This is a genomic window from Lentzea sp. NPDC059081, assembly GCF_042738015.1.
Classification (GTDB): Bacteria; Actinomycetota; Actinomycetes; order Mycobacteriales; family Pseudonocardiaceae; genus Lentzea.
Map to the genome: position 1 here is coordinate 1 of NZ_JBHYGW010000034.1, position 12,699 is coordinate 12,699.

11 protein-coding genes are annotated in these 12,699 nt (G+C 71.5%); 7 read left to right on the top strand and 4 right to left on the bottom strand.

All coding sequences use genetic code 11. The features are described 5' to 3' along the window. Nucleotides 1-173: 173 nt before the first annotated feature. The 3 genes from ACFWV3_RS40060 to ACFWV3_RS40070 all read right to left on the bottom strand — a co-directional run bounded on the left by ACFWV3_RS40060 (nt 174) and on the right by ACFWV3_RS40070 (nt 3,711). Complete coding sequence (locus ACFWV3_RS40060; RefSeq protein ID WP_382419163.1) at nt 174-1,067, bottom strand: neutral zinc metallopeptidase; 894 nt, start codon at nt 1,065-1,067, stop codon at nt 174-176. Nucleotides 1,068-1,079: 12 nt separating this feature from the next. Then, nucleotides 1,080-2,312, bottom strand: a complete 1,233-nt coding sequence (locus ACFWV3_RS40065) for a neutral zinc metallopeptidase (RefSeq protein ID WP_382419164.1) — start codon at nt 2,310-2,312, stop codon at nt 1,080-1,082. A 127-nt stretch (nt 2,313-2,439) separates the two neighbouring features. Further along, on the bottom strand, nt 2,440-3,711 hold the full coding sequence (locus ACFWV3_RS40070) for a neutral zinc metallopeptidase (protein WP_382419165.1): 1,272 nt from the start codon (nt 3,709-3,711) through the stop codon (nt 2,440-2,442). 75 nt (nt 3,712-3,786) lie between these two features. Here ACFWV3_RS40070 and ACFWV3_RS40075 point away from each other — a divergent pair, with 75 nt between their 5' ends. From ACFWV3_RS40075 to ACFWV3_RS40105, 7 genes are all read left to right on the top strand, one after another. Next, complete coding sequence (locus tag ACFWV3_RS40075) at nt 3,787-5,415, top strand: DUF2207 domain-containing protein (protein WP_382419166.1); 1,629 nt, start codon at nt 3,787-3,789, stop codon at nt 5,413-5,415. Between the two features lie 9 nt (nt 5,416-5,424). Beyond that, nucleotides 5,425-6,708: a M16 family metallopeptidase gene (locus tag ACFWV3_RS40080; protein ID WP_382419167.1), complete on the top strand. Its 1,284-nt coding sequence runs from the start codon at nt 5,425-5,427 to the stop codon at nt 6,706-6,708. Then, nucleotides 6,705-8,093: a M16 family metallopeptidase gene (locus ACFWV3_RS40085; RefSeq protein WP_382419168.1), complete on the top strand. Its 1,389-nt coding sequence runs from the start codon at nt 6,705-6,707 to the stop codon at nt 8,091-8,093. The genes ACFWV3_RS40080 and ACFWV3_RS40085 overlap by 4 nt, the downstream gene beginning before the upstream one ends. Next, a complete protein-coding gene (gene nudC, locus ACFWV3_RS40090; RefSeq protein ID WP_382419169.1) occupies nt 8,090-9,046 on the top strand; it encodes an NAD(+) diphosphatase in 957 nt (318 codons plus the stop codon). The genes ACFWV3_RS40085 and nudC overlap by 4 nt, the downstream gene beginning before the upstream one ends. A gap of 104 nt (nt 9,047-9,150) precedes the next feature. Beyond that, entirely contained in the window at nt 9,151-9,651 is a 501-nt protein-coding gene (locus tag ACFWV3_RS40095) for a YbaB/EbfC family nucleoid-associated protein (protein ID WP_382419170.1), read from the top strand. Next, nucleotides 9,648-9,956 (top strand): WXG100 family type VII secretion target, encoded by a 309-nt coding sequence (locus ACFWV3_RS40100; protein ID WP_382419171.1) that lies wholly within the window; start codon nt 9,648-9,650, stop codon nt 9,954-9,956. The genes ACFWV3_RS40095 and ACFWV3_RS40100 overlap by 4 nt, the downstream gene beginning before the upstream one ends. A 3-nt stretch (nt 9,957-9,959) precedes the next feature. Further along, nucleotides 9,960-11,102 carry a hypothetical protein gene (locus ACFWV3_RS40105; RefSeq protein WP_382419172.1) on the top strand — a complete coding sequence of 381 codons (1,143 nt, stop codon included), beginning with the start codon at nt 9,960-9,962 and terminating at the stop codon, nt 11,100-11,102. Here ACFWV3_RS40105 and ACFWV3_RS40110 read toward each other — a convergent pair. Then, the gene (locus ACFWV3_RS40110) at nt 11,093-12,691 is read right to left on the bottom strand and encodes a hypothetical protein (RefSeq protein ID WP_382419173.1); all 1,599 of its coding nucleotides are present in this window, start codon (nt 12,689-12,691) and stop codon (nt 11,093-11,095) included. The two genes, ACFWV3_RS40105 and ACFWV3_RS40110, sit on opposite strands and share 10 nt — an antisense overlap. Nucleotides 12,692-12,699: the final 8 nt, after the last annotated feature.

Genomic DNA, 12,699 nt, shown 5'->3' on the forward strand with positions numbered 1-12,699 from the left:
GTGTCAACCCGGCGAAAAGCGTGCCGGGTTGACACCCCTACCTCGTTGCAGCGAGAGCTGTGGTGCGACTCGTGACGGGACCCCACCGCGGGCGCTCTTGGCTCAAAGCGGCTCGCCTTCGGCTTCGCTGCTCGGCTTCGCCTTCGCGTTTCTGCTCGCCTTCGGCTTTGCTGTTATGCCACCTGGTGTGGTTCTGCTGCGAACGTGTTGCAGGCTGTGGTCTGGTTCGTCTTGAAGCCTGCTGTTGCCCAGTTGGCCTGGTTTTGTGCTGAGCCGTGGGCGTTGTTCTCCGGCTGTTCCTCGATGGCGTACTGGAAGTCCTCCTGGGCCTGCCTGGCCAGGGTTTGCGTCACCGAGCCCCGGCCTGCCGCGCTGCTCAGGAACATGCCTGCGAAGCAGTTGGCCTGCAGTTCGATCCTTCTGGACATCTCCAGGCCCGCTGGGGTTCGCTCGCCGGCCTCGCTGATCTTCAGGTCCGCTGCTCGGAGCAGGCCTGTGAGGGCTTGGACGTGGTGGCCGTACTCGTGGGCCAGGGTGGCCAGGTGGGTGGCGGGGGCGTCGCCTCCGCCGTTGTCTCGCAGGCGGGAGGTGGGCATGTAGATGGTTCGGTTGCGGCCGCAGTAGTAGGCCACGGCGTGGTCGGACTCCGGGGCGGCGCCGCAGGGGCCGTCCTTCAAGTCTGCCGAGGCGTCCAGGACCGGCTTGTCGAACGGGAGGTTCGCCGCGGTCAGGAGTGGGGACCAGGCCTCGTCCAGGCAGGCGACGCCCGCTGTGTAGTAGGCGGCCAGCTGCTGGTCCGTCACGCCGAACTGCGGTAGGGCGCAGGTCACCTGGGCCAGGGTGGCCGGGGTGGTCAGGACCGGGTGGTCCGCCAGGCGGTAGACCGCCCTGGGGCGGATCGGGGTCGACGGGTTGGTCGAGGCGGCCGGGGCCGGGCGGGAGCTCGCCAGGGCGTGGCCCGTCACGAGTCTGGGGCGGCTCAGTTGACCGATTCCCAGGACGAAGGACACCACCAGCACGAAGACTGCCCCGAGGACCACCGGGTTGTTCTTGGCTGGTTGGGTCACGTTCGCCCCTTTCTAGGAGACCGATCCCGGGTCGGCGGCCCAGGTGTTGCAGTCCGACGCCTTGTTGGACTTGTAGCCGCGGTCCACCCACGCCGCGTTGTTCTCCGGCGTGCCGTGGTCCTTGGTCGGGTAGATGTCGTAGTCGCCCCGGTTGCCCGCGTCGGTCAGACCCACCCGGATGACATCCATCGGCACCGCGCCGTGCGACAGCGGGGCCAACGTCATGCCTCCGAAACAGGTGGCTTGCAGCTCCATCCGGCGGTTCAGGTCGAGGCCCTTCGGAGTATCCCACCCTCCCGCGTCGTACTGCGCGCGGTCCGAGGCTTTGAGCATTCCGGTGAGCCACTGGAGGTGGTGGCCGTACTCGTGGGAGAGCTGTCCGAGGTACTTGCCGGGGTGGTTCGGGTTGTTCGGGTTGCGTTCGGCGGCGTAGGCGTTCGCCGTCCAGTAGATGCCGCCCTGGCAGTAGCGGGCGGTCTGGTCGGGGCGGACCGTGCCGCACGGGTACTGCATCGTCTCCGTGACGATGTGCAGCTCGACCGGCTGGTAGGGCAGGTTGGCGGCCTGCAGGGCCGGCTTCCACATGTTCTCGATGCACGGCAGGGCCGCTCTCAGGAACTTGTCCTGGCCCGCCGGCGAGTAGTCCATGGCGGGCAGCGCGCAGCCGCTGATCGTGTTCGCGCCGATGTTCGGCTTCAGGAACGGGTGGTCCGCCAGGGCGTAGACGGCCTTCGGGCCCACCTGCGCCGGCTGGGACGTGGGGGCGCGCGAGGCCGACGGGCGGGACGGGGTGGTGGTCGCCGTCTTCCCGTCCGTCGTGGTAGGCAGGGTGAACGTCGGGCTGTAGGTCGTGTAGCCGGAGTAGCCCGTGTCCTTGACCTTGCTGTTCAACGTCGCCGCGAACAGGCCCACGGCGCCCAGGCCGAGGATGACGATGCCGCCGAGCACCAGGGCGACGATCGGGCCGTTGCTCTTGCGGCGCGGCGGGGGCATCACCGGGTACGGCGCGTAGCCGTTGCCGTTGACCGGCGGCGGGCCCCAGGCCGGGTGCGGTGGTGGCATGACCGGGCCGGGAGGGGGCGGCGGGCCGTACTGGCCGTACTGCTGCGGGGGCGGGCCCTGCGGCGGCATGCCGTACGGCGGCGGTGGACCCTGGGGCGGACGCGGACCGAGTGGTGCGGGCATCGGTGGCGGGCCGACCGGGCGCGGCGGTGGCCAGCTGCCCGGCGGCGGTGGTTGCGTCATCGCCTGGGATCCCCCCATAGGTGAGCCTCGGTCGGGTACGAGCATATGCGGACCGAGATCGCGTGTCCCCCGACCGGGCTAACGCGTTCTGTCCACACCAGTGAGACGCACGGGCCGGGGTGTCGGTTCACGCGACGTCCGCTGAGCCGGCCGCCCAGGTGTTGCAAGCCTTGATGTTGTTCTGCTTGTGGCCGTGCATCACCCAACGCTCGTTGTTCGGCGCGCTGCCGTGGTCCGGTGTCCTGTTGTAGTCGCCGCGCTGGCTCGCGTCACGCAGCCCGGTGTTCACGACGTCGATCGGGACGACGTTCTTGTGCGAGAACGGTGCCAGCGTCATGCCGCCGAGGCAGGTCGCCTGCAGCTCCAGCCTGCGGTTGAGCTCCAGGCCCTTCGGCGAGTCGAAGCCGCCCGCGTCGTACTGGGCCTGGTCGGCCGCGCGCATCATGCCGGTCAGCCACTGCAGGTGGTGGCCGTACTCGTGCCCGAGCTGGCCCAGGTAGACGCCGGGGTGCCGCAGGCCGTTCTGCTCGCTCGAGTAGAAGTTGCCTGGCCAGTAGATGACGCCCTTGCAGAACATCGCGGTCGTGTTGGCCTGCCGCGAACCGCACGGCGTCTGCGTCGTGCCGGTGAACACCTGCAGCTCCACCGGCTGGTACGGCAGGTTCGCCGCCTTCAACGCCGGCTGCCACGCCTTCTCGATGCACGGCAGCGCCGCGGCGAGGAACCGCTGCTCGCCCGCCGGGCTGTACTCCATGGTCGGCAGCGGGCACGACGCGAAGTCGTTCGCGCCGATGTTCGTGGCGAAGATCGGGTGGTCGGCGAGCTTGTAGACGGCCTTCGGACCCACGGGCGTCTGCTGCGTGCTCGGTGTTCGTGTGGACGACGTGCGGGTGGGCGCCGTCGTGGTGGTCGTGGTCGCCTTGGTGGGCGAGTAGTTCGGGCTGTAGGTCGTGTAGCCGGAGTAGCCCGTGTCCTTGACCTTGGTGTTCATCGTCGCGGCGAACAGGCCCACCGCGCCCAGGCCGAGGACCACCACACCGCCGAGCACGAGGGCGAGGATCGGGCCGCTGCTCCGGCGCCGCGGGGGCATGACCGGGTAGGGCGGCGGCGCGAACCCGCCGTGGGGAGCGAACCCGCCGTGGGGCGGAGGACCCCAGGGCGGCTGGGGCGGCGGCATCACGCGCTGAGGCGGGGGCAGCGGCGCGTGCCCGGGAGGAGGCCGGTAGGCGGGCGGAGGTCCGTACGGGGGAGGCGGCGGTCCCATCGGGCGCATGCCCGGCGGCGGTCCCTGGGCCGGGCGCGGCGGCATCGGCGGGCCGTACGGGGGTGGCGAGGGCACGGGTGGCGGCCCCACCGGGCGCGGCGGCGGCCAGTTGCCCGGCGGCGGTGGTTGTGTCATCGCCGTGAATCCCCCAGATGGCGTCTGTACGAAAGTTCGCCGGAGCATATGAGGACTCCGCTATTGTCCGCAGCCGTGTCGAAGAACTGGGGAGTGGCGCTCCTCGCAGCAGCCGCACTGACGTACGCGACGGCTGCGGGCGCGCTGGCGCAGCCCCTTCCCGGCACCGTCAGCACCGAGGTGCGGATGAAGCTGGAGCGCGACGCCAAGCTCACCGTCACCGAGACCGTCCACGTCCCGGACGGCAAGACCGTCAAGCGGACCGTCCCCTTGCGACTCGCCGTCGGCAACGACCTCGAACGCCAGTACGAGGTCACCGACGCCAAGGTCGAGGGCAAGGGCAGCGCGTCCGTCAGCGGCGACGAGTTCTCCGCCACCTTCGAGGGCGGCGACTCCACGCTGACCTACACGGTCGTCGGCGCGGTCGCCCCCGTCGGCGACGTGCTGGAGGTCCGCTGGCAGGTCGCGGGCGGCTGGGACACCGAGCTCGACAAGGTCGCCGTCTCGTTCTCCGCCCCCGACTCGCCGACGTCGGTCAACTGCCTCGCGGGCCCCGTCGGCTCGTCGCAGCCCTGCACGAGCGCGGACCTCGCGGACGGCAAGGGCGTGCGCGCGCAGGAGATCAAGCTCGCCGTCGGCGAACGCGTGGACGTCGCGATCGGACTGTCCGCCGGGGTCGTCCCGCCGAACGCCGTCGTGGTCGAGCAGTCCGGCCTCGCCGCCGCGTTCGCCCTGACCCCGGTCAGCGCCGTCGCGCTCGGCGCCCTGCTCCTGCTGCTGCTCGGCGGTGTCGCCCTGCTCTGGTACCTGCGCGGCCGGGACGCGGCGGCGCTCGCCAGCGAGGTCGGCGCGGTCTCCGTGCTGGTGCGCGACCAGGGTGGGCACGTGGCGTTCGCCTCACCCGACGGTGTGCTGCCCGGCCAGGTCGGCACCGTCGTCGACGAGCACGTGGACGTCGTCGACGTGACCGCCACCGTGATCGACCTCGCCGTCCGCAACTACCTGTGGATCGCCGAGGTCCGCCAGGAGGACGGGTTCGGCCACGACTGGCAGATCGTGCGCCGCAACCCCGTCGACGCCTCGCTGTCCGGGTACGAGAAGGCGGTCTGCGAAGCCCTTCTGCCGCAGGGCGTCGACGCCGTGACGGTGTCCGAGCTGCGCGGGCGGCAGGTCGACCTTGGGAGGGTGCGCGACGAGCTGTACGCGGACGTCGTGGAGAAGCGCTGGTTCGTGCGCAGGCCCGACGCCGAGCGCAGCCTGTTCTGGTGGGTGGGAATCGGGCTCGCGGTGGCCGGCCTGGTGGCGACCGCGGTGCTGGCGTTGACGGTCGGCGGCGCGCTGTTCGGCCTCGCGGTCGCGGTGGGTGGTGTCGCCCTCGCGTTCGGTGCGCGGTCGATGCCCGCCCGCACCAAGCGCGGCAGCGAGCTGCTCGTCCACGTCCGGGGGCTGCGCGGTTACCTCCACGGAGTGACGCCGGACGACGTTCCCGAGGGCGACCGCGAGCTCGTGTTCTCCCGGTCGCTGCCCTACGCGGTGGTGCTCGGCGAGACCGAGCGCTGGCTCGCCACGTTCGGCCGGCAGGACCTCTACTGGTACGGCAATGCGACCGACTTCAGGCGGAGCTTCCCCGCGTTCCTCGGAGCGCTCGACGGCGTGCTCGCCCAGGCGGGCCACCTGCGATCGCTCCGGACGCCGAACCCGTAGGCTTGCCGCATGGCCTCACCCGAACTGCACAGGTTCACGTTGCCCAACGGCCTGCGGGTGGTGCTCGCCCCCGACGCCAGCGCACCGGTCGTCGGCGTCAGCGTGCACTACGACGTCGGCTTCCGTTCCGAGCCGGAGGGGCGCACCGGGTTCGCGCACCTCTTCGAGCACCTGATGTTCCAGGGCAGCGAGAGCCTGGAGAAGCTGGCCCACTTCCGGCACGTGCAGTCGTCGGGCGGCACGTTCAACGGGTCCACTCACCCGGACTACACCGACTACTACCAGGTGCTGCCGAGCGCGGCCCTGGAGCGGGCGCTGTTCCTCGAGGCCGACCGCATGCGCGCCCCGAAGCTCACCGAGGAGAACCTCCGCAACCAGATCGACGTGGTGAAGGAGGAGATCCGGCTCAACGTGCTGAACCGCCCGTACGGCGGGTTCCCCTGGATCCTGCTGCCGCCGGTGCTGTTCAAGACGTTCGCCAACGCGCACAACGGCTACGGCGACTTCGTCGACCTGGAGAGCGCCACGGTCGACGACTGCGCGGAGTTCTTCGACACCTACTACTCGCCGTCGAACGCGGTGCTCACCGTCGCGGGCGACCTCGACGTCGAGACGGCCAAGTCGTTGGTGGAGAAGCACTTCGGCGACGTGCCGTCCCGGCCCAAGCCCGAGCGCCCCTCGTTCGCCGAGCCCGCCCCGCAGGGTGAGGTCCGCCACGAGCACGGCGACGCGCTGGCCCCGCTGCCCGCGATCGCGATCGGCTACCGCGTGCCCGACCCCGGCACCGACATCGACGGCTACCTCGCGTACCTGGTGCTCGCCGGTGTGCTGACCGACGGCGACAGCTCGCGCCTGCAGCAGCGCCTCGTGCACCGCGAGGGCATCGTGATCGACCTGAACGCCGGCTGCGGCCTGTTCGGCCCGCTCGAGGCCCGCGACCCGGACACGTTCAGCATCACCGCGATCCACACCGCCGAGGTCACGCCGGAGCAGGTCGTCGCGGCCATCGACGAGGAGCTGCAGAAGCTCGCGCAGGAGCCGCCGTCGGCCGAGGAGCTGGCGAAGGTGACGGCGCGTTGGGCGTCGACCATGCACAAGGAGCACGACCGGCTCACGAACCGCACGCTGGGCCTCGGCTCCGCGGAGCTGTTGTTCGGCCGCGCCGAGCTGATCTACGAACTGCCGGAGCGCATCGCGTCCGTGACCGTGGACGAGGTGTCCGCCGCGGCCAAGGCGCTGCGTCCCGACGCCCGCGCCCTTCTTCTCGTCAAGCCCACCGGAGGAGCCCAGTGACCTCGGCAAAGACCCACCGCACCGCCGAGGAGATCGGTCGCACGTCCACGGGCCCGCGCCCGTTGCCCGAGCTGGGCTCGCAGAGGGCGGCCGCCGAGCTGTCCTCTGTGGACACCACGCTGCCCAGCGGCCTGCGCGTCATCGCGATCAAGCGCGCCACCGTGCCGATGGTCGAGGTGCGGCTGCGCGTCCCGTTCGCGGACCCGGCCGAGGCGAGCACCGGCTCGCGGCACTCCGCCGTGGCCGAGATCCTCGCGAACACGGTGCTCACCGGCACGGAGTCGCGTTCGCGCGTGCAGATCGACACCGAGCTGGCGCTGGTCGGCGGCGAGCTCGACGCCGTGGTCGACCCCGAGCGCCTGAGCTTCACCGGCAACGCCCTCGCGAGCGGCCTGGACACCGTGCTGGAGGTGCTCGCCGACGTCCTGACGAACGCCGCCTACCCGGCCGACGAGGTCGAACGCGAGCGCGGCCGGCTCGTCGAGCGGATCACGATCGCCCGGTCGCAGCCGAGCGTCATCGCCCGCGAGGCGTTGCAGAAGGTCCTGTACGGCGACCACCCGTACGCCAAGGAGATGCCGGAGGCCGACGAGGTCGCCGCCGTCTCGCGCGAGGACGTCGTGGCGTTGCACGGCAAGGCCCTGTTGCCGCGCGGCTCGGTCTTCGTGATCGTCGGCGACGTCGAGCCTGCCGAGGCCGTCGCGCGGATCGGCGAGGCGCTCGGCGCGTGGCAGGGCGAGGGCGAGGCCGTCCAGCTGCCCCCGCTGCCCGAGGTCGAGGGCGGCGACGTGCTGCTGGTGCACCGCGCCGGTGCCGTGCAGTCGCAGATCCGCCTTGCCGCGCAGGCGATCCCGCGCACCGACGAGCGCTACCCGGCGCTGCAGCTCGCGAACCTCGTCTACGGCGGCTTCTTCTCGTCGCGGCTGGTCGAGAACATCCGCGAGGACAAGGGCTACACCTACAGCGCCCGGTCGCACCCCGAGTTCACGATCCACGGCGCCACGCTGCTCATCGACGCGGACACGGCGTCGGACGTGACGGCGGCGGCGTTGCTGGAGACCCGCTACGAGCTGGCGCGGCTGGGCATGGTCCCGCCGTCGCAGTCCGAAGTGGACGTCGCCCGCAGCTACGCGATCGGCACCCTGCTCACCTCCACGTCCTCGCAGTCCGGCCTGGCGTCGTTCGTCGTGAACCTCGTCGCGCTCGGCCTGGGCATCGACTGGCTGGTGGCGCACCCGGAGCGGTTGCAGGCCGTGACGCCGGAGCAGGTCGCCGCGGCCGCGCTCGAGTTCTTCGCGCCGGGCAACTTCACCGGTGTGCTCGTCGGCGACGCCGAGGTGCTCAAGCCGAAGCTGTCGGCACTGGGCGGGGTCTCGTTCCAGTGAGCTTCGACCTGGTCGGTCTGCCCGCCCTGTCGCGGGCCGCGGTGGACCGCAACGAGCCGTTGCGCGGCGACGACGACGCGCTCGCCGCGCTCTGGCCCAAGGCGCGGATGCTGGTCGTCGACACGCGCGGCCGCACGCTGGTCGCCGATCGCGGCACGCGGGTGGTCGACCGCCCGGCCGTCGAGTTCGGCGACCAGCCGCCCGTGAACGCCGTCCTGCTGGGTGAGCAGGACGGCGTGGCGTACTTCGCCGTGCTGATGCCCGCCGAGGACGGCGAGCAGATGCCCGCCAGCCGCGCCTGGGGCCCGCCGGAGCTGACCGACGAACCGCAGTGGCTCGACCTGCGCCAGGCCGGCGCCACCCTGGACGACGTGTGGGCGGGGCTGTTCACGACCGCCGCCGCGCTCTTCCAGTGGCACCGGCTCGGCAAGTACTGCGCCAAGTGCGGCGCCAGGACGGTGCTGGAGAAGTCCGGCTGGGCGTCGGTGTGCTCGGGGTGCGGCCGCGAGGAGTACCCGCGCACCGACGCCGCGGTGATCTGCCTGGTGCACGACGGCGCCGACCAGGTGCTCGTGGCCCGCGGTCCCGAGTGGCCGGAGGGCCGGTTCTCGGTGCTCGCCGGGTTCGTCGAGGCCGGCGAGTCCCTCGAAGCCTGCGTGGCGCGGGAGATCTCCGAGGAGGTCGGCGTCGCCGTTCGCGACATCCGCTACCTCGGCTCCCAGCCCTGGCCGTTCCCGAGGTCGCTGATGATCGGCTTCGAGGCGGTCGCGGACCCCGCGGCACCGCTGGTGCTCGCCGAAGGGGAGATCGCCGAGGCCAAGTGGGTCTCGCGGGCCGACGTGCGCAAGGCCATCGAGGAGCCGGGGAGCGTTCCCGGCCTCGGGCTCGCCGGGGGCGCCTCGATCGCGTTCCGGATGCTGCAGAGCTGGTCAGGGGCGAACTACTCCGAGTGATCCGCGGTCCGTTCAGCGGAACCGAGGGCGTGGCCGGGCTGCGCCGATTAGCCTCTTGCGGTGGTGACGCAGTCAGGTCCATCACACCGAATGCGAGGGGGCTCATGACCAACCCGGAGCTCGAGGCGCGCAACGCGGCGTTGCGCGGCCAGGTCGACTCGATGCTGGCAAACCTCGAACGGCAGACCGCCGAGCTGAAGCAGGCGCAGACCGAGGCGATGTCCAAGGTCGGCCGTGCGACCTCGCCGGACGGCCTGGTGGAGGTCACGGTGAACGCCGGTGGCATCGTCACCGACGTCCGGTTCGCGCCGTCCGCGTTCGACCGCAGCACGCCGGAGAAGCTCGGGCAGAGCGTGGTGGCGACCATCCAGAAGGCCGCCACCGCCGCCCGCGAGCAGGCCGACGCCGTGCTCGCGCCCTACCAGGAGGGTCTCCCCGACCTGCCGGACCTGTTCCCCGGCATGCCGTCGATCAAGGACCTCATCCCGCCGCCACCGCCCGTCCCGCAGGCGTTCGCCCAGCCGCAGGCACAGCCGCAGCCGCAGCGCCGTGACGACGACGAGCCGCCGGAGTCCTTCATGGACCGTCGAGGGAGCCAGTGGTGACGAGCTTCGAGGTAGACCCGACAGCGCTGCGCTCGGCCTCGCCGAAGTTCTCGGCGGCGGGCGACAAGCTGCAGACCGCCTTCGAGACCCTGCGCGGTGTGCTCAGCGCCAACAACGGCTGCTGGGGCGGTGACGAGGCGGGGCAGGAGTTCGCGAAGACCTACCTGCCCATCGCGGACAAGGCGTCCCAGGCGTTCCCGGCGCTCGTCGAGGGCATCCACTCGATCCGCGAGGGCCTCGACGCCTCCGCGGACACGTGGGAGGCCGTCGACCAGGGCGGCGCGCGGTCGATGGGAGGCAACTGAGCCATGGGCATCGAGATTCCGGGCGCGGTCCAGTGGCTGACGCCGATCGTCGTCGGCGCGTCGTGGCCCGAGGGCGACGAGACCAAGCTGCGCGCCATGCGCGACGCGTGGGAGGCGGCGGCCAAGTCCGTCGGTGACGTGCTCAACGACGGCAACAGCGCGTCCTCGGCCGCGCTGGGCTGCATGAGCGGCCAGACCGCGGAGAAGTTCAAGGAGTACTGGCAGAAGTACTCCGAGGGCGACGCCTACCTGGTCACCCTGCAGCAGATCTGCACGGACCTGGCGTCCGGCTGCGACAACGCGGCGCTGGGCATCGAGTACACGAAGCTCAGCATCATCGCCGCCCTGATCATCCTGGCGGCGCAGATCGCCGCGATGATCGCCTCCGCGGTGGCGACGTTCGGCGCGTCGACCGCGGGTGTGCCGATCGCGCAGGCGGCGACCCGCATCACCGTCCAGATGCTGTTCCAGCAGCTGCTCAAGCAGATCGTCATCAACCTGGCGATCAACGTCGGCGTCGACGCCGCCATCCAGGGCATCCAGTTCGCCTCGGGCGAGCGGAAGTCGTGGGACATCGGCAAGACCGTCGACGCGGGCATCGCCGGTGTCGCGGCGGGTGTCGCGGGTGGACTGGTCGGCGCGGGCAGTTCGGCGCTCGGCAACACGACCAGCAACTTCGTGCAGGCCGCCGGGCGCGGTGCCGTCGAAGGCGCCATCGCGGGCGCGGGCGGCAACGTGCTGAACAACCTCGCGCACGGCAAGGTCGGCCTCGACGACTTCGGCTCGGCGATCCTGTCCGGCGGCACCTCCGGCGCGGTCGGCGGTGCGGTCGGCGGCATGAGCAACCGGCACGAGGGCCTGTCCTCGACCTGGGACACCGGCACGTCACCCGACGGCCAGTACACCGCGGGGTCGAACACGCAGGGCCACACCTTCGTGTCGCCGGAGGGCACGACCACGCGCGCCAACGTCGACAACCCGTACCAGGGCGGTTGGGGATCCACCAACGCGAGCAGGATCCCCGGCGACGGCGGTCCGAACAACGTCAACGACCCGACCGAGAGCGACTACCAGGTCACGTCGTCGGCGAACCCGCCGAGGATGGTCGGGCGGCTCGACCTGCCCGACCCACCGCCTCAGAGGTAGGGCTGCCAGCCGGGAAGTGGGGCGTGGTCCGGACGGGTCTCGCCCCAGTCCCGGCTGCCCGGTGGCAGGGGGTTGTGCTCGGCCAGCCGCATGCGGTTCCGGACGCGCCACCAGTCGGCCAGGAGTCCCAAGGTCAGCGGCACGGTGACCAGCGCACCGATCCACAGGCCGAGGACGAGGAACATCAGGGCGAAGCTGCCGGTGAAGGCCGCGGCGAGCAGCCGCCAGCCGATGCCCGAGGTCACGTAGTCACCCCGCCGGATCCCGGTCGTCTGGCGCACAGCCCACACGTGCAGGCGCCGCCACTCGTCCAGCGACATCGAGGACGGCTGCACCGGCGTGCCCTGACGAGACCGGATCAGGTCGGCGAGCTCACCTGCCTGTGCCGCCGGCAGGATCCACTGCTGCGGCCGGGCGACCAGCCGCAGGAGCGGGGCACCGCCGCCCACCCGGGTCGTCAGGCCACCGGGCAGCTGCCACGGCTGGACGTCCGAAGTGCCGGGCTGCACCACTGTCAGGTCGCCCAGCCACAGCGCCTGCGGGTGGACGCCGCCGTCGTGCGACTTGTTCAGCTTGTGCACCAGACGATCCCGCTGGACGTACAGCGACGCGCCGTCGCGCAGCGGCACCCGCACCTCGACGTCGCGGCCGAGGTTGGCACCCAGCCGGAACATCCGCCCGCCGAGATGTCCCAGCACCGGGCACAGGACCAGCGCGGGAATCCAGAGGTACCCGCCCTTGCCGAGCAGCCAGAGCACGCTGACCGGCACCGCGAGGAGCGCGACCCGGCCCCAGACCCGCGGTACGGCGCGGTTCAGCACCCACACCACGCCCGCGATGACCGGCGCCGCCAGCACGATCTGCGGCACGCCGGGCGTGGTGAGCAGCGCGACCGCCGGCAGCACCACTGTTCCCGTCAACGCGAGCACCGCGCCGACCAGCCACCGCACCGCGAGCGGAGGACCGGCGAGCGACACAGCCGGCCCCTGCACCGGAGTGGCGATTTCGCCGGCAGGAGGAGGAGCCTGGCCCACCTCGTTGCTCTCCGCCACTGAAGCTGGGGAGTGGACCTCCGCAAGCCCCGAAACCCTCGATCGCACCAGGGAGACGAACTTCTGCGGCTCCTCGACCGGCAGCACCTGCTCGCCCGATGTCGTCCGCAGCACCACGACCTCACCGGCCGGAACGGGAAGCCCGCGGCCGTCGGTCAGCGTGAGCCACGGCGCTTCGCCGGGCACCGCCGGCCGCGTGCTGATGCCGAGCAGGTCGGTGAACCCGTAGGACACCTTCCGCGGCCCGGAGGAGGCCACCCGCCCGCCGCCGGACACGGCCGTGATCTCCAGGCCGTTGTCGGTGACCTCGACGGCGTCGTTGTACCAGCTGGGCCGCGGGTCGACGCGGAACTCGAACAGCACCTTGCCCGGCGCGCGCTTCGACACGAGGTGCGCCAGGTACGTCGCGACGAGCGGGATCCCGAGCAGGATCGGCATGTTGACGGCGGGAGACTTGCTGCCCACGACGACCACGATCGTGATCGCGGCGGCGGCCGACACGCCCAGCGCGACGAGAGGCCAGTGGTGCGGTTTCATGCGCCCCA

What these genes read in the sequence shown, in the direction of transcription:
- ACFWV3_RS40065 (WP_382419164.1), bottom strand. Translation starts at nt 2,312, where the DNA reads ATGACGCAACCACCGCCGCCGGGCAGCTGGCCACCGCCGCGCCCGGTC.
- ACFWV3_RS40070 (WP_382419165.1), bottom strand. Translation starts at nt 3,711, where the DNA reads ATGACACAACCACCGCCGCCGGGCAACTGGCCGCCGCCGCGCCCGGTG.
- ACFWV3_RS40080 (WP_382419167.1), top strand. Translation starts at nt 5,425, where the DNA reads ATGGCCTCACCCGAACTGCACAGGTTCACGTTGCCCAACGGCCTGCGG.
- ACFWV3_RS40095 (WP_382419170.1), top strand. Translation starts at nt 9,151, where the DNA reads ATGACCAACCCGGAGCTCGAGGCGCGCAACGCGGCGTTGCGCGGCCAG.
- ACFWV3_RS40105 (WP_382419172.1), top strand. Translation starts at nt 9,960, where the DNA reads ATGGGCATCGAGATTCCGGGCGCGGTCCAGTGGCTGACGCCGATCGTC.
- ACFWV3_RS40110 (WP_382419173.1), bottom strand. Translation starts at nt 12,691, where the DNA reads ATGAAACCGCACCACTGGCCTCTCGTCGCGCTGGGCGTGTCGGCCGCC.